General features: G+C 48.2%; 19 protein-coding genes. 14 read left to right on the top strand and 5 right to left on the bottom strand.

What is annotated here, in order from left to right:
• The first annotated feature begins 229 nt into the window (after positions 1 to 229).
• The 10 genes from B3G15_RS06155 to B3G15_RS06110 all read left to right on the top strand — a co-directional run bounded on the left by B3G15_RS06155 (position 230) and on the right by B3G15_RS06110 (position 11,085).
• A complete protein-coding gene (locus B3G15_RS06155; protein WP_231681721.1) occupies positions 230 to 652 on the top strand; it encodes a DUF1934 domain-containing protein in 423 nt (140 codons plus the stop codon).
• On the top strand, positions 642 to 1,061 hold the full coding sequence (locus B3G15_RS06150) for a hypothetical protein (RefSeq protein ID WP_050677289.1): 420 nt from the start codon (positions 642 to 644) through the stop codon (positions 1,059 to 1,061). The genes B3G15_RS06155 and B3G15_RS06150 overlap by 11 nt, the downstream gene beginning before the upstream one ends.
• Positions 1,062 to 1,116: 55 nt before the next feature.
• On the top strand, positions 1,117 to 1,554 hold the full coding sequence (locus B3G15_RS06145) for an NUDIX domain-containing protein (RefSeq protein WP_214729643.1): 438 nt from the start codon (positions 1,117 to 1,119) through the stop codon (positions 1,552 to 1,554).
• A gap of 104 nt (positions 1,555 to 1,658) precedes the next feature.
• On the top strand, positions 1,659 to 2,993 hold the full coding sequence (locus B3G15_RS06140; RefSeq protein WP_290717125.1) for an alkaline phosphatase: 1,335 nt from the start codon (positions 1,659 to 1,661) through the stop codon (positions 2,991 to 2,993).
• Positions 2,994 to 3,171: 178 nt separating this feature from the next.
• Positions 3,172 to 5,307 carry a (Fe-S)-binding protein gene (locus B3G15_RS06135; protein WP_290717122.1) on the top strand — a complete coding sequence of 712 codons (2,136 nt, stop codon included), beginning with the start codon at positions 3,172 to 3,174 and terminating at the stop codon, positions 5,305 to 5,307.
• A 155-nt stretch (positions 5,308 to 5,462) separates the two neighbouring features.
• Positions 5,463 to 5,831, top strand: coding sequence for a MerR family transcriptional regulator (locus B3G15_RS06130; RefSeq protein ID WP_035399153.1), 369 nt, complete (start codon positions 5,463 to 5,465; stop codon positions 5,829 to 5,831).
• Positions 5,832 to 5,867: 36 nt separating this feature from the next.
• Entirely contained in the window at positions 5,868 to 7,184 is a 1,317-nt protein-coding gene (locus B3G15_RS06125) for a hemolysin family protein (protein ID WP_023466825.1), read from the top strand.
• Positions 7,185 to 7,362: 178 nt separating this feature from the next.
• On the top strand, positions 7,363 to 9,039 hold the full coding sequence (locus B3G15_RS06120; protein ID WP_290717119.1) for a LytS/YhcK type 5TM receptor domain-containing protein: 1,677 nt from the start codon (positions 7,363 to 7,365) through the stop codon (positions 9,037 to 9,039).
• A gap of 89 nt (positions 9,040 to 9,128) precedes the next feature.
• The gene (locus B3G15_RS06115) at positions 9,129 to 10,160 is read left to right on the top strand and encodes an aldose epimerase family protein (protein WP_251138418.1); all 1,032 of its coding nucleotides are present in this window, start codon (positions 9,129 to 9,131) and stop codon (positions 10,158 to 10,160) included.
• A 70-nt stretch (positions 10,161 to 10,230) separates the two neighbouring features.
• On the top strand, positions 10,231 to 11,085 hold the full coding sequence (locus tag B3G15_RS06110; protein WP_214861517.1) for a DegV family protein: 855 nt from the start codon (positions 10,231 to 10,233) through the stop codon (positions 11,083 to 11,085).
• Between the two features lie 54 nt (positions 11,086 to 11,139).
• Here B3G15_RS06110 and crcB (B3G15_RS06105) read toward each other — a convergent pair whose 3' ends face one another.
• On the bottom strand, positions 11,140 to 11,490 hold the full coding sequence (gene crcB, locus B3G15_RS06105; RefSeq protein WP_064300526.1) for a fluoride efflux transporter CrcB: 351 nt from the start codon (positions 11,488 to 11,490) through the stop codon (positions 11,140 to 11,142).
• Positions 11,491 to 11,889, bottom strand: a complete 399-nt coding sequence (gene crcB / locus B3G15_RS06100; RefSeq protein WP_064300527.1) for a fluoride efflux transporter CrcB — start codon at positions 11,887 to 11,889, stop codon at positions 11,491 to 11,493.
• 154 nt (positions 11,890 to 12,043) lie between these two features.
• Here crcB (B3G15_RS06100) and B3G15_RS06095 point away from each other — a divergent pair, with 154 nt between their 5' ends.
• From B3G15_RS06095 to B3G15_RS06085, 3 genes are all read left to right on the top strand, one after another.
• The gene (locus tag B3G15_RS06095; RefSeq protein ID WP_290717113.1) at positions 12,044 to 13,513 is read left to right on the top strand and encodes a methyl-accepting chemotaxis protein; all 1,470 of its coding nucleotides are present in this window, start codon (positions 12,044 to 12,046) and stop codon (positions 13,511 to 13,513) included.
• A gap of 112 nt (positions 13,514 to 13,625) precedes the next feature.
• Positions 13,626 to 14,561 carry an NADP-dependent oxidoreductase gene (locus B3G15_RS06090; protein WP_290717111.1) on the top strand — a complete coding sequence of 312 codons (936 nt, stop codon included), beginning with the start codon at positions 13,626 to 13,628 and terminating at the stop codon, positions 14,559 to 14,561.
• 167 nt (positions 14,562 to 14,728) lie between these two features.
• The gene (locus B3G15_RS06085) at positions 14,729 to 15,313 is read left to right on the top strand and encodes a DUF4352 domain-containing protein (protein WP_290717109.1); all 585 of its coding nucleotides are present in this window, start codon (positions 14,729 to 14,731) and stop codon (positions 15,311 to 15,313) included.
• A gap of 49 nt (positions 15,314 to 15,362) precedes the next feature.
• On the opposite strand, the gene B3G15_RS06080 is transcribed toward B3G15_RS06085, so the two are convergent.
• Both B3G15_RS06080 and B3G15_RS06075 read right to left on the bottom strand, forming a co-directional pair.
• Entirely contained in the window at positions 15,363 to 16,145 is a 783-nt protein-coding gene (locus B3G15_RS06080) for a nucleotidyltransferase domain-containing protein (protein ID WP_290717107.1), read from the bottom strand.
• Between the two features lie 103 nt (positions 16,146 to 16,248).
• Positions 16,249 to 16,599 carry a winged helix-turn-helix transcriptional regulator gene (locus B3G15_RS06075; protein ID WP_290717105.1) on the bottom strand — a complete coding sequence of 117 codons (351 nt, stop codon included), beginning with the start codon at positions 16,597 to 16,599 and terminating at the stop codon, positions 16,249 to 16,251.
• A gap of 121 nt (positions 16,600 to 16,720) precedes the next feature.
• On the opposite strand from B3G15_RS06075, the gene B3G15_RS06070 reads away from it, so the two are divergent.
• Complete coding sequence (locus tag B3G15_RS06070) at positions 16,721 to 17,569, top strand: VOC family protein (RefSeq protein ID WP_290717103.1); 849 nt, start codon at positions 16,721 to 16,723, stop codon at positions 17,567 to 17,569.
• Positions 17,570 to 17,617: 48 nt separating this feature from the next.
• Here the strand turns inward: B3G15_RS06070 and B3G15_RS06065 are convergent, their stop codons facing one another.
• Positions 17,618 to 18,403, bottom strand: a complete 786-nt coding sequence (locus B3G15_RS06065; RefSeq protein ID WP_023466838.1) for an NUDIX domain-containing protein — start codon at positions 18,401 to 18,403, stop codon at positions 17,618 to 17,620.
• Positions 18,404 to 18,559 lie beyond the last annotated feature (156 nt).

Raw genomic sequence — 18,559 nt, 5'->3', positions numbered from 1 at the left:
CGCTGTCAGAGACAAACAAGACCCGTTTTCCTGCTCGAATGGAGCGGGAAAACTGGCTTGTGTCTCGCCTGAGCAAAGGGCGTGAAAAGGTGCGTCATTTTTTGAGTCAGTCCATTTGTCTACAATCTGGAACGGATTCGATGTACATCGGATCCGTTTTTTTGTTGCGTGTAAGCAGAAGGTGCATCAGACGAAAAAATCGTGTACGCTAAACGATGAGGTGATAGAAGTGAAACCAGTAAAGTACCCGGTGTCATTACGACAAGTGACGACGATCGAAGATGGTCCGATGCGTGAATCGGTCGAACTTGAGGCGGACGGCACATTGTTCGAAACAAAAGACGGTTTTGCCGTGAAGTTCGTTCAGCCGGATGAACAACCGATCGATACGACGATCAAATGGTCAAAAGACCAGATCGCTTTGAATCGCAAAGGTCCTGTTGCGATGCATCACGTCTTCATTTTAGGAGAGACGACCAAAAGCCAATATGGCAGTCAATTCGGTCAGATGTTGATGGAAACAGACACGGAGACGATTGAGATGAAACGGCAGCAGATGCAGTTTCGCTATACATTAAAGATGAATGGACAAGCAGTCGGTACGTATACGATTGATTTAACTTGGGAACGGAGTGAGACGAATGGCATTTGAACAAACAGTACGTCAAATGGAGCAGATGTTGGAAGAGGAATGGTTTGAATGGCTCGAGAACGATGAGCCGCGCTACAACGAATGGCGTGATCAACTCGAAGGACTCGCAGAGCAGGTCATCACGGAATACAATCCGAAGGTCGACCCGGAGTCCATCGATACGCTACTCTTAATCAATGAAGAATTACCGGTCTTATACGGCGAAGATACCGTCATGCTGTATACAGCGCTCTTGAAAGCACGTCAGGAAGACGATCAAGTATACGAGCGTTACTTGACGATCCTTGGTGCGTTCGCGGACGAACAGCATCCAGCAATCCGTGAAGTCGAAAAGTTAGTCGCGAAAAAGGATTATAAAAATGCCTTCGCACGTGCAGTCCGTCTACCACAGTCGCTCGGGTTAGAATAAACATTCAGTGGACCATCTTGTTTTAGGCAAGGTGGTCTTTTTAGGAGGAAGCGTCATGTATCCACTCTATCGAATCATCGTCGCGATCATCCGCAAGGGCGATCAACTGCTCATCGTCAATAATCAATCGGGTCAGGAGAAGCGCTGGAGCTTACCCGGTGGACAGATTGAATCAGGAGAGACACTCGAGCAAGCACTTCGTCGCGAGGTGGAAGAAGAAACCGGCTTGACGGTCACATCGTCGTCGTTTGCTTTCTTAACGGAGAACTTCATGCCGACCTATCAAGCGCACAGCCTCGTGACTTATTTTGATTGCGAAGTGAGTGGTGTACTTGATCCAAATGATCCCGATGAAGAAATCATTGAGACGAAGTGGATCGATCAAACGGAGTTAGCGGAGTACATCACGAGTGAAGACGTCCGTCTTCCGTTATCGACATATTTAGAAGAACAGCACAAAGGCTATTACATGTTTGAAGAGATGAAGTGGTAACTCGGCTGTCATCGTTTCTTTACATTCCTTAAAACAGTCTCCATCGTTCATTTACATTCGCTCGGTATGATGAAACCATCATCGGGAACAGTGAGGAAACACAAATGAACAAGAAATGGATGGCGACAGGTATTCTCGGTACAGTGCTTATGACGGGAGTTGCGGGCTATACATATGAATCGGCTCAGCCGGTCGAGGCAAAACAAAACACGAAACAAGCGAAGGTTAAAAATGTCATCTTCATGATTCCGGATGGTTATTCGGCTGCCTATGCAACGAATTATCGCTGGTATCAAGGAGGCGAGGAGACGGAACTCGACGGTCATTTAAAAGGAATGATGCGGACGTATTCGGCAAACACGAAAGTGACCGATTCAGCAGCTGCCGGAACGGCGATGGCAACAGGAACAAAAACAAACAACGGAACAATCGGTATGGATCCAAGTGGAAAAGAAGTAGCGTCTATTCTTGATCGGGCGGATCAAGCAGGCAAAGCAACAGGACTTGTCTCGACATCAGCCATCACCCATGCGACACCAGCTGTTTTTGCATCGCACGTCGCAACGCGTGCGAATGAAGCGGACATCGCGAAACAATATATGGATGAAATGAAAGTCGACGTCTTACTTGGTGGCGGTCAGAAGTTCTTTTTTGATCAAAAGAATGGTGGCGTTCAAGAGGCTGGTAATCTAGTGAAGAAAGCAGAACGAGCAGGATACCAGTATGCGGATTCACTCGAAAGTCTGAATGAGACGGATGGTCGTAAAGTTCTTGGATTGTTTGCAGAAGAAGGAATGGCACCAGAACTGGACCGGGAAAACACGAATCAACCGAGTCTTGCGACGATGACGTCGAAAGCCCTGCAAACATTGAAGAAAGACCGCGATGGCTTCTTCTTGATGGTAGAAGGAAGTCAGATCGACTGGGCGGGTCATGCGCATGATGCTGCTTGGGCGATGAAGGATGCAGAAGCGTTCCACCAGGCAGTCGAAAAAGTGCTTCGTTTTGCAGCAAAAGATAAACACACATTGGTCGTCGTCGCCGGTGACCATGATACAGGTGGTATGTCCGTCGGTGGATACGATGAGTACGTAGCGAAACCAGAAGTCTTGAAAAACGTCAAGGCGACGGGGAATGAGATGGTTCGTCAGTTCAACGACGACTTATCGAACATCGCCTCTGTCGTCAAACGAGAAACGACGTTTGATTTGACGGCTGAAGAAATTCAGACGTTGCAAAAAGTAGATGCGAAGAAACGCGTCATGACATTGAATGAGATGATCAGTAAACGAGCGTATGTCGGCTGGACGACTGCCGTGCATACAGGTGTTGACGTTCCGCTCTACGCGTACGGTCCACAAAGCGAACAGTTCAGTGGGTTGCATGAAAATACGGACATCCCTGGTCTGATGGCCAATGCAATGAAATTAAAAAAATGACGTATTGGACGTGATTAAATCAAGCGGTGGATGATCCACCGCTTGATTTTTTTTTGAGTACGTATCTGCTTGTGTGACGCAGTAAAAACTAAATGAAAAAAATGAATGAATAGCCATTCATTATATGCTATACTCATTTCAACACAACTGCTTTAGGGGGAAAGGGGTTTGTTCGAACATGAATACGTTTTTACTCATCAACTGGATTGCCTTCCTACTCGTCATCGGCTATGCGGGCTATCTGTTCACGTCACTCGTCAAAAGTCGTTATGCCGCTATTAAACGGGGGAAAAAGGCGGAATGGACACTGACGAACAAAGAACGACTGGACGCGGTCTTAGTCAACGTCTTCGGTCAAAAGAAATTATTAAAAGATAAGAAAAGTGGCGCTATCCACGTTATGATGTTCTACGGCTTCTTACTCGTTCAATTCGGAGCGATCGATTTTATCTGGAAAGGACTCGCCGTCGGTCAGCGTTTTCCGCATGTCCCACTCGGTCCGCTTTATCCGATTTTTACATTCTTCCAAGAAATCGTCATGCTCGTTATCTTGATTGCTGTCGTTTGGGGATTTTATCGCCGGTACGTTGAGAAACTCGTCCGCTTGAAGCGGAATTTCATGGCAGGTCTTGCGTTGATCTTCATCGGTGGTTTGATGGTCGCCGTCCTGTTCGGAAACGGCTTCTTCCTTGTCTATGAGAATCATTCGACGCTCGGTGAACCGGTTGCTTCAAGCATCGCGTTCTTATTCAGTTGGGTGCCGGAATCGGTTGCGTTTGGATTATTCGTTTTCTTCTGGTGGGCACACTTACTGTTCTTACTTAGCTTCATGGTTTACATCCCGCAAGGTAAACATGCACACTTGATTGCCGGTACAGCAAACGTCTGGCTCGGTCGAACGTCGAAAGTCGGGCGTTTGGCACCGATTGATCTATCGGTCATGGAAGAGGCAGAAGACGACGAAGCGGAATTTAGCTTCGGGGTCAACCGAATCGAAGATTTCAATCAGAAACAGCTCGTTGATCTATATGCCTGCGTCGAGTGTGGACGCTGTACGAACATGTGCCCAGCGAGTGGAACGGGGAAGATGTTGTCGCCGATGGATTTGATCGTTAAATTACGGGACCATCTCAACATGAAAACGGCAGCCATCACACAGCGCTCGCCATGGGCACCTGCCTTTGCGTTCGAAGGATCGCAAGGAAACCAAATCGCTTCACTGGCAGCAGCCGGACAGATGGATATCGTTCCGGATTCATTGATTGGGAACGTCATTACAGAAGAAGAGATCTGGGCGTGTACGACGTGTCGGAACTGTGAAGATCAGTGTCCGGTCATGAACGAACATGTCGATAAGATCATCGACCTCCGTCGTCATCTCGTCATGATGGAAGGCAAGATGGATCCGGAGATGCAACGGACGATGGCAAACATCGAACGTCAAGGTAATCCATGGGGGATGAACCGGAAAGAACGCGAAAACTGGCGGAAAAACCGTGATGAACTCGTCGTTCCGACAGCAAAGGAGAAGAAAAAAGCGGGCGAAGACTTCGAGTACCTGTTCTGGGTTGGTGCGATGGGATCGTACGATAACCGAAGTCAAAAAATCGCGATGGCGTTTGCGCGTATTCTAAACGAGGCAGACATCTCGTTTGCGATTCTAGGAAACGATGAGAAAAACTCAGGAGATACACCGCGCCGGATCGGGAACGAAGTTTTGTTCCAGGAACTCGCGGAAGCCAACATTAAATCATTTGAGAAATACGGCGTCAAAAAGATCGTCACGATTGATCCGCATGCCTACAATACATTTAAAAACGAGTATCCCGACTTCGGACTGAGTCCGGACGTTGAAGTCTATCACCATACCGAATTGCTCGCACGACTGATTGACGAAAAACGGATCACACCGCTCCATGAAGTCAAGGAGCGTGTCGTCTATCACGATTCGTGTTATCTTGGTCGTTACAATGATATTTACGACGCACCACGTTATATTCTCGAGAAGATTCCAGGCATCACGCTCGTCGAGACGGAACGCAACCGGGAAAAAGGGATGTGTTGCGGTGCTGGTGGCGGCATGATGTGGCAAGAAGAAAAAGTCGGCGCACGCGTCAACGTCGCACGGACGGAACAATTGTTGACGGTCCAACCGTCTGTCATTGGGTCAGCATGTCCGTACTGTCTGACGATGCTCAGTGACGGCACGAAGGCGAAGGAAGTCGACGAGGCGGTTGCTACGTACGATGTCGTTGAATTACTAGAACGCTCAATCGTCGGTATACCAGTCGAAGAACCTGTCGTAACCGTATGAAAAAGTGGGATGAAACGATTATTCTCGTGCGAACGGGAGTAGTCGTTTTTTTCTCTGAAAAAGCGCGACGTTTTACTGTATGGTTTTGACATGATAAGATAAGAGAACTAGCTATAGAAAGGAGGTGAGAATCTTTTGGGAAGGCGTTACTTCGAATCGGTCAGGTCGCGGAGACCACCGGCTTATCAAAACGAACGATCGATTACTACACATCACTCGGTCTGTTAACACCAGAGCGTACCGCGTCTGGCTACCGTCTGTATGACGAATCGGTCATTCATCAAATCGAAAAGATTGAATATTTGAAGTCTCAACGACTTTCCCTGCAAGAGATTCTTGCTTCTTTTACGGAACGGGAACAAAAAACAGGGGAGACGATTTATCAGGAAGTGAAACAACTTCAGGCGACGGTTGAAGGACTCGAGCAGCGTTTGTTACATTCGACGGACGTCGAAAAACAAGCGATCCGCTTAGAACTGTCCCGGCGTCTGACATTGATTGCTTCCTTGATTGCACAGCTTTAATACAAAACAATGGAGGTGACCCCTGTTTAGGGGATTTTGGATACTATATTATTCATCAATTTATTTTTAGTGGTCTTGTTGATTGCGTTGACGGCGTTTTTCGTCGGATCGGAATTTGCTGTCGTTAAGGTTCGGATGTCGCGTTTGGATCAAATGATTCAAGAAGGGAACAAAAGTGCCGTCCTTGCGAAAAAAATCGCGGGCGATCTCGACTACTACTTGTCTGCCTGTCAGCTTGGTATCACGGTCACGGCACTTGGTCTTGGGGCACTTGGTGAACCAACCGTTGAAAAGATCTTGCATCCTGTCTTCGACGACTTCGGGATCTCTGCTGCTGTTTCGACACTCTTGTCGTTTGGTATCGCATTCGTATCCGTAACGTTCTTACACGTCGTCATCGGTGAACTCGCTCCGAAGACGCTTGCGATTCAGTATGCAGAACGCATGACATTGTTGTTTGCCCGTCCACTTTATGTGTTCGGTAAAATCATGTATCCATTCATTTGGTTACTCAACGGTTCAGCGCGCTTATTCCTCGGTCTGTTTGGTGTCAAACCAGCAGGGCACGAACAAGCCCACTCGGAAGATGAATTGAAAATCATCATGGCGCAAAGTTTCCAAAGTGGTGAAATCAACCAAACGGAACTTGCCCTCATGCAAAACGTCTTCGCGTTTGATGAGCACATCGTCAAAGATTTGATGGTGCCGCGGATGCGGATGGAGACGATCTCGGAACGTTTGACGAAGGATGAACTGATGGAAATCTTCATGGATAATCCGTACACGCGTTACCCGGTCACAGAAGAAAACGATAAAGACCGGATTCTCGGATACGTCAACGTCAAGGAAGTCTTGACGGATTATGCGAACGGGAATGAGCATCCGGTAACGCATTATATCAAGGATTTACCGGTTGTTTCGGAAGTGACGTCGCTTCAAGAGACACTTCGCAAGATGAAACGGACCCGGACCCATCTCGTTCTCGTCGTCGATGAATACGGTGGAACGGCAGGACTCGTCTCGATGGAAGACTTACTCGAAGAAATCGTCGGTGAAATCCGTGATGAATTCGATGCAGATGAAGTCGAAGAAATCGAACAGGTCAAATCGGACGAGTTCCTACTCGACGGTACAGTCTTGCTCGCTGACCTGGAAGAACGTTTCAACATTCGCTTTACGAATGTCGAAGATGTCGATACGATCGGTGGCTGGATTCAGATGCACAACATCGATCTTCAGCCAGGTGAGCATATCGACACACCAGACTTCTCCGTCGAAGTGATGGAGATGGAAAACTATCAAATCAACCGCGTCAAGATTTGGTTGCATCCAGCTGAACAAGCAGAAGCATAAGATGGTCGGTTCCTCATGGAGGAACCGGCTTTTTTTCATCGCATCAGTCAAAAAATCAAGAATGGACGGATTGTGCGAACTTTCAGCCGTCATGATAGGAGAATGCAGAGAGGAGCGGGAATGTAATCTACAGCTACTTTATTGTTAAATCGCGTCCTATGAAACGAGGAGGTATTCCGTGCTCGAGCAGATTCCATTCTTACTGAGTCGTTTAGGTATGTTAGCACTGTTAGCCTTTTTATTGTCCCAGTGGCGCATTTCCCGATACATATTCAAGATGGACCGCGGAATGAATCTTCCACTGCTGTTTGCATTCGTGTCATCCGGTATTTTGATGAACTACGCAGGAATTGAACTTTCGCAAGATACGACGATTGATCCGTTACTCGGATTAGCTGTCGAGAAGGATGCCCTGTTGCTCGATACCCGACTCGCTGTCATCGTGACGAGCGGATTGATTGGGGGACCAGTGATCGGCGGCATCACGGGATGTTTGGTTGGTCTACACCGCTACGTACTCGGTTCGTTAGGGGCAGAAGCCGGTTGGATCATCGCAATGCTCGCTGGACTTGCGAGCGGATGGTATCGAAAACGCTGGCGTTTGCATGATGGTTATGCGCTCGTTCCACCAATCGGTATCGTATTGACGGCATTATTGTTCGAAAGTGGGATTACATTATTACTTGCACCTGATACAGCAGAAGCACTGGGTTTGATGAGTCGTGCTGCTTTTCCGTTACTGTTCGCAAACATGTGTGGGGTCGTACTGTTTATCATAATCTTACGAACACAACTTCGACTCGAAGGCGATCTTTTCGTCCGCCAGACTGAGCGTTCCGATCGTCTACTGCAAGCGTTACAACCCTTACGAAAGCAGGGATTGACTTCGGAAGTCGCGCGGCAGATCGGAGCGACATTATTGAAGGAAACGAAGATGCAACGGATCGTCGTGCTCGGGGCGACAGAGGTCGTCATCGATATGACGGACCAGCAACCAGCAGTCTGCGGCGAGCAACCAAGACGTGAGGAACAACGATGGATCGAAGCAGAAGAACCCGTCCGACAGGAAGACGAGCAGACGGGACAAATTCTCAGTTTTCATCCGATGCGCATTAACGGTCAAAAGGCAGGTGTCATCTGTTACTTTTCGAAAGACTTATTTGACGACACCGTCGAGCGGATGACGGAACAACTCGTCCGTTTATTAGCACGAGAGCTGCATATGCATCGAGAAGATCAGTTGCTCCGGTTAAGCGGAAGAAAGATGAAACCGATGTTACATGTCAGCTATCTGAAAGGCATCATCGAAGAAGTCCAGCGGACAGCTGATCCAGGAACTCCTGTGAAACATCAACTGAATGCGCTACTTCAACTGTTGACGGCAGCGACGCGGCATGATGAACATCCACTCCGTGAGGAACTGGCGACCCTGAAGGCCTATTTATCACTAGAAGGAACACGACGTCGCCCGAATCAACTGACCTCCGCTGATATCACGGTCGATCTTGATATCGAGACCGCTGTTGAAGAATACTTTGTCTTTCCATTCCTTGTGACGCAGCTCGTCGATAATGCACTGCGTCATGCGTTCGTAAAGGCAGGACGACATCACCGGATTGATGTTCGTGCCTTCAAGGCGACGACAGACTGGGTCATCGAAGTCACAGATAACGGACAGGGGATGCCGCTTGCTGTGATGCAACAACTGGATCAACAGGAAGCGGGGGATTCGAACCTGTTCCTGATTCGACGCGCATTAGACGTGACATACGGTCCGACTGCAACATTACACGTCCACTCGATCATCCATCAAGGGACTCGGATCGAAGTGCGATTACCACTTCCGTCTCTGTAACAACAATGGTCTTTTGCCATTGTTGTTTTTTTGTCTCGTTCCGAGGGTAAATACGAAAACAGGAAAATGTATCGTACAGGAGGAAGCAGATGATGATTACGACAACAGAAGTGGGACAACTAGGTGATCAGTCCTTGTTACGATTCACGTTACAGAATGTGCATGGGCATAGTATCGATATCTTGAACCGAGGCGCAAAAATTCTTGCCATCCGGGTTCCGGATCAGCATGGAATGATCGAAAATGTCGTACTCGCGTTTGACGACCTATCAGAATATCAGGATGATCCACATCACTTAGGCGCCACGATCGGACGCGTCGGCGGAAGAATTGCGAATGGCGCGTTCGCGTTGGAAGGGATGACGTACGTTCTTGAGCAAAATGAGGGTGAGCATCACCTCCATGGAGGAAGCGAAAATTGGGCGAACCGGATGTTCGCACACGAAATCAACGACGACAAACTTGTTCTACGTTTAGATAGTCCGAGTGGTGAGAACGGCTATCCGGGTCACTTGTCGTTCACGCTGACGTTCGAATGGACGGATGAGAACGTCCTGCATATTCATTATGAAGCGGAGACGACAGCTTCGACACCATTCAGTCCGACGAATCATACGTACTTTAACTTGACGGGTGAAGCAAAAACGACGATCGAACAGCATCTGTTACGAATGGATGCACCTTTTTATGTTCCGTTGACCAAAGATGCGGTACCGACCGGTGACATTCTCCCGGTAACAGACACCGTCTTTGATTTTTCGGAAGCTCGTCCGCTACATGAAGTGACACACGCACCAGACGAAGAGTTGCGTCAAGCAGGTAGTGGTGTCGATCACCCCTTTTTGCTTAGAGAGGGTGGGGAAATCGTTCTCGACGAACCAATCAGTGGTAGACGTTTGCGCGTCGTGACGGATCAACCGGGAGTTGTCGTTTACACCGCTAATCACTTGTCAGGCGAGTTTACGATTTGTGGAAGACGAGCAACGCCATACCTTGGCATCTGTTTTGAGACACAAGGGTTGCCGGATGCGATCAACCAACCGAATTTTCCTTCCGTCGTCTTACATGCCGGCAAACACTATCATAAGCGCACATCGTTTCATTTTCAGATGATGTCATGACGTTTCTTGCGATTTCCACTTCTGTATATGGTAGGATAAAGCGAGAAGAATCTAACGGAGGCTAAGGAAAATGACTAAAATAGCATGGGTGACCGATAGTATGGCCTATTTCACGAAGGAAGAGGCAGAAGCGATCGGCGTCAATGTCGTACCGATTCAAATCTTACTCGGTGATACGGCGTATCAAGAGAATGCGATCACGGTCGAACGACTGTTCCGTGCCCTAGATGCGGACAAAAAGCTGATTGCCAAAACATCACAACCAATTTTTGGAGAGTTCGTCGGAACATACGAACGCTTGAAAGAAGAAGGCTATGACTGTGCGATTGCCGTGCACTGTACGAATGGATTATCGAGTACCGTCCAAAGTTCAGCATCAGCAGCGGAAGCAGCCAGCTTCCCCGTTCACATCATCGATTCTCATACGGCGTTTGAGAACCAGCAGGAATTCATTCGTTACGGGATGGAGCTCGAGGCACAGGGGAAATCCGTCGAGGAAATCGTCGCAACCTTACAAGCGTTGACGAAAAAGACCCATTTCTATATGATCGTCGGTAATATGGAGACGATGCGCCGGGGTGGACGTGTCTCATCAGGAGATCTGTTCCTTGCGAACTTGCTTAGCATCAAACCGATCATCACGACGGATGAAGCCGGAAAAATCGTGCCATTCAAAAAAGCACGTTCTTTAAAGAAAGCTTACATCGAGATGGTCAAACAAATCGACGAATCGATGCGTCAGCACACGTTCTACAAGAACCGGATTTATGTCGCGACGACGATGGCACCGGAAATGGCAGCGGAACTGCGGCAACAAGTCGCAGCGAAGTTCCCGGATTTGACGATTCTCGAAGGCACGTTCGGACCAGCGATCGGGACGCATGCCGGAGCAGAGACGGTTGGTCTATTCTGGATGAATGATTAAACTAAAACGGATACGACAAGAGGCGACGGATTTTTCCGTCGCCTCTTGTTTCGTTCAAGCTGTAAGTGTGATTCCAAGGAAAGCTGCAAGAATTCCGAAACCGTAGCTCGAGATGAGATAGAGGGTGAGCACTTTACGATTTCCGTCCTGAAATAGCTGCAATGTCTCGATTTTAAACGTTGAGAATGTCGTAAATGATCCGAGGAAGCCGGTACCTAAGAGTAACGTCCATGTCGTATCGAGATGCGCCCCGATGACGAGTCCAAGTAAAAATGAACCGAGTACGTTAATCAGGAACGTCGCCAGTGGAAATTCGCGTTTCCAAAACGTCTTCATCCATTGACTGACGGCAAAACGACTGATGGCACCACAAAAAGCACCGATGGCAAGAGCGAGTAGCGTCATTCACTCACGTCCTTTCGTCACGTGACGCAGTCGTCGTGTTCCGAGCGCGTAACCGACATAAGACAGGAATAGACCGCCGAATAGGCTGACGAGTACATAGAGGAACGCGTCCGCTAAATGACGTTCGTTGAGTAAGGTCACGGTCTCGACGCTGAATGTCGAAAACGTCGTAAATGAGCCGATGAAACCCGTGCCGATGGCTGTGATCGCATATTGATGTAAGAGTTTCGTTCGAAATAAAAAGTGTGTCGCATAGCCGAGAAGAAAACTCCCGATCAAGTTGATGACAAGCGTTGGCCACGGGAAAGGACCAGTCGTCAAGTCGCTAATCAGCAGTCCGAGCCCATAACGCGCAGAGGCACCCAGTACCCCCGCGAAACCAACGAGTACATACAGCATATGAATCCTCTTTTCTGAAAAAAGTCTACGTTAACCGTACTCCCGCTCTCAAGAAAGCGTCAAGAAAAAAAGTCACGCGAGGGACTTAACGATTGAATTCTTTCTGCCGATGAACAACTGTATGACTTTAATAAGGTGAAGGAGTTTGAACAAGATGGTATCTACCCTCGAGCAACAAAGTACAAAGATTTTGTCCCGCCTGATTGCAACGTTAATTACGATCGCGCATCCATTGATTTTTTTATTTGCGCAAATGAATTACGTCCCAATCAGTGTGTTTTATCAGTTTTTAGTCGGTGGTTTGATCTTGACGGTCGCGTTGCTTGTGGGTAACCGCCTACTTGGACATCGTCCAAGCGGGAAGTACGTCCAAGTGACATTAACGTATTTCGTCCTCGCTCTAGTCTTGATGACATTGCCGTCGCCGAGTATTTGGACGATCGTCTATCTCTACTTGACGATTTCAATCGTTTATTTGATTCCGCGTTTGGTCATTCTCGCCGGAATCCTTGGACTCGTTGAGATGGCAGTATTCACAATGCTGGGAACGATTGTCTTTACGAATACATTCGACTTGATCGTCGCCTATGTCATCTATTTGATGATTTTCTCAGCAGCTGTTTTTGTCGCCGTCTTTGGACGGAACGTCATGTTAGCCGTCCGCCAAGAACAAGAACGGTCGGAAGCCTACGCGGCAACATCGCAAATTGCTCTCGAACAAACGGCAGCAACCGCAACGGAAGTAACGACGTTCACGGAAGAGATGAGTGAAACGGTCGACGCAGCGAAGGATTCCTTCAGTCAGGTTGATCTAGCGATGCAACAGCTGGCACATGATGCAGCAGGAAGCGTTCAAGCGATTCGTGAAATTCGCCAATTGAACGACCAGCAAGTCAACCGGATGGAGGATGTGACCGTTTCTGTCGACCACGCACTCGAGCGAAGTTCGTCATCGCGAACGACAGCCGAAAAGAGCAGGCAGACAATTGGTCTTGCCGGACAATCCTTACAACAATTGACGACGAGCATGGATGAGTCGGTCACGTCGTTCGGACAACTCGCCGGGCGTTTCCAGGAAATCGTCGCCATCACGTCGAGCATTAATGCGATTGCGGCACAAACGAACCTGCTTAGTCTTAACGCGTCGATCGAAGCAGCTCGTGCGGGTGAGTTCGGAAAAGGCTTTACGGTCGTTGCGCAAGAAATTCGTAATCTATCAGCACAGACGGCAGAAGCGTCGAAGGAAATCAATGCGATCATCGAACGTGTTGATCAGGACGTTACGCAAACGGGGAACTCCATTCATGCCAGTACGACATTACTACGTGAGCAGGAAGAGCGAATGGCCGAGAGTCAGTTAGCGCTACAGACGATTGAGATGGATGCAACGGAAGTCGTCGGTTCGATCCAGTCGGCGCAGACCCAGTTCGCGACGATGACGAGTAGTCTTACTGCTATCACGACAGCAACCGGTCAACTCGACACGTTCATGAATGCCTTGCTTTCACAAAGTGAGTCATTATCCGGTTTGACACGTCATCAAGTTGGCCAGGTCATGGAACTGCAGCAGGCGATTCATGCCTTGAATGAGACAGCATCAACCCTTCAACAAACGAATGCTTAACGAAACAGCTCTTCATCGATTGATGGAGAGCTGTCGTGTATCTTCAGACTGTTTGTCGTTGTTACGGACGGGGAAGAAGATAGGGAACGATTATCGAAGGAGGAGTCAACGGATGAAGGCAGCTTACATTGAACAGTATGGTGGATCGGAACAATTTAAGGTCGGAGAACTGGACAAGCCAGTCATTGGACCAGATGATGTTTTAATCGAAGTCTATGCCGCGAGTGTGAACCCGGTCGATTGGAAACTACGCGAAGGCTATTTGCGTCAGATGTTGAGCTATGAGATGCCGCTCATCATCGGTTGGGACGTTGCCGGTGTGATTCAGGAAGTCGGAGAAAACGTCTCGGATCTTCAAGTCGGGGACGCCGTTTTCAGTCGCCCGGAAATTGCTCGTCAAGGAACATATGCAGAGTATGTCGCAGTCGATGCGCACCTCGTCGTCAAAAAACCAGAATCGCTTAGTTTTGCTGAAGCAGCGTCTCTTCCACTCGTTTCGCATACAGCATGGCAAGTCATGTTCGAAGTGATGGATGCGAAGCCGGGTGACCGGATCTTTATTGGTGCCGGATCAGGGGGCGTCGGAACGGTTGCGATTCAACTCGCAAAAGCAAACGGTTTGTACGTTATCACGTCAACAAGTACGAAAAACGTCGACTGGGTAAAAGCGCTTGGAGCCGACGAAGTCATCGACTACAAACAAGAAACCCCAGCCGATCGTGTTCGGGATATCGATTTTGTATTCGATACGATGGGCGGCGACAAGCAAGGGGAACTGTATCAGATGCTGAAGCCGAACGGAATGCTCGTCTCGATTTCCACACCACCGGATGAAGAGCAAGCGAAGCAACATAATGCACGATCTGCGTATGTCTTCATGCAACCAACCGGTGAACGTTTGCGACATATCGCTAAAGCCGTCGAACGTGGTGAGCTACAACCTGTCGTTGATCGGATTTTTGATCTGAATCAAATCAAGGAAGCACATGATTATGGCGAAGAAGGGCACGTAAAAGGAAAAATCGTCATCCGGGTCAAAGGAGAATAAGGAGAGGAGGACGCTGAAATTAGCGTTCTCTTTTATTTTTGTCAATCTTTTTATCGGACCTTAAACAAAAAATAACCTGGTCAAAAAAGTGTAAAGGATAAGGGGTTGCTTCTTTCTATACTAGGGCTATCAGACGTGAGTCAGCCAAATTAAAAGGAGGAAGTAACATGAAAAAAGGATTAAAGTGGGCAGGAATTATCGTGATCGGAGCAGTTATTCTCGGAAATCTAGGAGATGACGAAGAACAAGCAACACCGGAGAAAAAAGTAGAAGTCGAACAAGAAGCAGTCAAATCAGAAGCAAAACCAGTGAAAGCAAAAGCAGTTGCGAAGCCGGTCAAGAAAACGTACGGGGTGAATGATCAGGTAAAGGTCGGGAAACTGACGTACGTCGTCAACGACGTCAAGATGGTCGATACCTTATCGAACGTCCTCGGCGAAAAGAAAACATCAGGACAATTCTTAGTCATCGGTCTGACGATTCTAAACGGAGATAAGGAAGAGCGATTCGTCGACAGTAACATGTTTAAAGTCAATGTCGGCGATACGGAATACTCAGCCGATACGGAACTCGATCTTTATGCGAATGAAGACGGGATGGGCTTCTTCTTAGAGACGATCAACCCGAATATCGAGAAAACCGGCAACATCGTCTTCGAATTACCGAAACAGGTGAAAAATCCGAAGCTTGAGGTCTCATCTGGCTTTGGCTGGGCAGGTGGACAATCAAAAGAGATTCAATTGACACGTTAATGAGCGAGCATAGAAAGGAGTAGCGGAATTATCCACTACTCCTTTCTTGTTACCGTCCTGATTGTTGGATCGAGAGTTCAGGCGTTAATCGATCGAGTAGAGCGAGCGTCTCCGGATGAGAGGCAAGCGTCTGGTCGAGCGCGTTTCGTTCGGTCTCTAAACAAGCCAAATAACGTTGAACCGCTTCAGCGTGCGTTGCGGGTGTCAGGACGTCGTAGATTGCTTCAAGAGCAAGGCGTGGATGGTCTGGTAATGTCGTCGGAATCGTCTTTAATCCCAGTTGCGCTCGTTCAGGAGCATGATGATGGAGTAATACTTTTGCGAACTTGATCAAGGCGCTACGGAGCATCTCGACTGCCCATAAGTCATTTCCCCGTGCTGCTGCTTTTTTATATTGGAACAAGAACCAGACGGCATCGATTGCTTCATCGGTCGCTTCTTGAGCAGAAAGTGTTAAGTCACATGTGTCGGTAAAGTCCGTCAACTGTTCCTGTGGATCATATAAGACACGCAATTGATCCTTATGGTTCAGCGAATCAAGCGTCACCGTGAATAAATCAATATGTAGCAGATCATCATAGACGACGATCATTTGTGGGGCGATGATATCGATCTCATCTTTCCAGATGATTGAACGATAGGCAGAAAGGTGGGACAAACGACGCGATAAGAATTTTGTTTGACGTTCTTCTGAGACGAGACAGTACAGATCGATGTCTGAATGGACATCTTCTTCTCCCCGTCCAAAAGATCCTTTCAAGAAGATAGCTTCGACTGCAGGATCTTGTTTGAGTCGAGCAACCAGTTGCTCGATCGCATGAAGTTGATGCATGAGGACTCATTCCTTTCCGAAAACAGAAGTCTATTACGTCAGTATACGTGATAATAGACAGGTTTTTCCATAAAAAATGAGAAATCACATTGAAATGGATTCCTCATTGAGAAGCGGAAGCGAGTTTTTCTTTCTGTTCAAGATGAATGACGTGTTGTTCGCCCCATGCATTGATGGCGTCAAGAACTGGAATGAGCGTCCGACCATAATCCGTCAGCGAATACTCGACACGAGGTGGAACTTCCTGATAAATCTCGCGATGAATGATATCGTTCAGTTCGAGCTCACGCAGTTGAGCCGTCAGCATTTTTTGCGTAATGTTCGGCAATTGTCGTTTCAATTCACTGAAGCGGAGCGTTCCGTGTGTGATCAAGACAAGTAAAATCGACGGTTTCCATTTTCCGGTCAAGATTTCGAGTGCTGTCTCGACCCGACAGCTTGGTGTCTCTTCCATCAGTCTTCCTCCTTCATGGTATCGTTTAGGATACTATACCACTTATTCGTGCCTACTTCCGCTTCGATCGCTTCCGCGTAATAATAGGGATACGAGCTATTTCATTGAAGGAGGAAACAACATGTCCATTCATCCACAAATCACACTCGGTCCTGTTCGCTTGCGTATTACGGACCTCGACCGTTCGATTTCATTTTATACAACGTCACTCGGATTACGCGTGCTGACACAAACGGATCAGTTGACGGTACTCGGTGCACAAGATACACCACTCGTTGAACTTGAAGTCCATCCGAATGCCCGCCGTTTTCCACCGAACTCGGTCGCCGGGTTATATCATTTTGCGATTTTGCTACCGAACCGAAAAGAACTTGGTTTCGTCATCCGGAATTTGATCGAACAAGGAATCGAGATTGGTCAAGGTGACCATCTCGTCAGTGAAGCCTTTTATCTATCGGATCCAGATGGGAACGGGATCGAGATTTATGCCGATCGTCCACGTGAGACGTGGACGTATGAAGCTAATGGTGACGTCAAAATGACAACGGATCCCGTCGATTGGCAAAGTATGCTCGTCGAAGCGGGAGAAGAAGACTGGTATGGCATGCCGAGCGATACGGTCATGGGACATGTCCATTTCCACGTCAAGACACTCGAAGCAGCACGGTCATTTTATGTCGAGACGCTCGGCTTTGAAGTTGCCGCTGACGCTTCGCGGATGCGTGCATTGTTCGTTGCTGCCGGTGGCTATCACCATCACATCGGTCTGAACGTCTGGTCTGGTGTCAACGCACCGACGAATCCGGAAGATGCGGTCGGACTCGTCTACTGGACACTACGTTATCCGGATCAAGCGACGCTCCAAGCAGCGATCGAGGCGTTAAAGTCTTCCGCTTATACCGTTACGGATCAAGCAGGCGATGTCTATGTCACCGATGATGCCGGAATTACCGCTCGATTGACAACGTAACCGAAAAAAATCCCCTTACAGTGAAAACACTGTAAGGGGATTTTTGGTTTACCGTGAAGACGACGTTGCGTTACCGTCGTACCGGCTGATCAGTTCATACGGTCTGACTTTATATAAGGCATGCGGGAAGTAATGGGGATCCATCGCATCAAGCGTCCGCAACTGGAAGTGTTCCCGTTTGATATACTCACTCAGCGAGTCACGTGTCAGTGGGAAGAAGCCGACATCCGTCGTTTCGCCTTCTTGTGTCGCGAGTTCACCACCGACGGCTTTCCCACGGAAGCAGACGCACAGGACATGGCTTGAGACATTTTGATAGATACCGGTGATGCCATCGATCGTGACATCAACACCGGTCTCTTCTTTGACTTCTCGCTTGATGGCGTCAAGGATCGACTCGTGATTTTCGACTTGTCCACCCGGCATCTCATACGTATCACCCCGGTGGAGGTTGCGGACGAGCAGGACTTCACCGGCATCGTTCGTGATGTACGCGGTCACGCTGACGATCGCGCGAGGGGGAGCATACGTACCGGTCGCTGTCATGAAATCTTCATACGATTTGATATAGAGGTTTTTGCCGAGGCGCGCGCGTTTCTTCATCGCTTCGCGACGTAAAGCACTGTTGCGGACATCACGATCGACTTGTTCGTAATGTTCACGGTCGCGATATTCCCAAATGGCGATGACTTCATCTTCTGCCTCGGTCACCCAGCGACCAACAAGACGGGCACCATGGCTGACTTGGAGCGGGTACAAATAGGTATGGAAAAACTCAGTGAATTCTTCTAGGCGTTCGGGACGAATCGTATAGGTCTTCCGGCGATGTAACATGGAAATTCCTCCTATCAGATGAGCGTTCAGATGTACGTTGTACCCCTTCTCGAACGGACGGATGAAACCCTTTTTCTCGATGTGGGAAAAGGATTTTTTATTGAACGGTTGCGTATACATGTCTTACGGTCTACGTGACTTTAAATCATCGATGAT

The organism is Exiguobacterium sp. UBA1053 (assembly GCF_002316465.1).
Lineage (GTDB): Bacteria > Bacillota > Bacilli > Exiguobacteriales > Exiguobacteriaceae > Exiguobacterium_A > Exiguobacterium_A abrahamii.
Note: the sequence above shows the minus strand (reverse complement) of the source record. Positions and strands in the feature narration are given on the sequence as shown.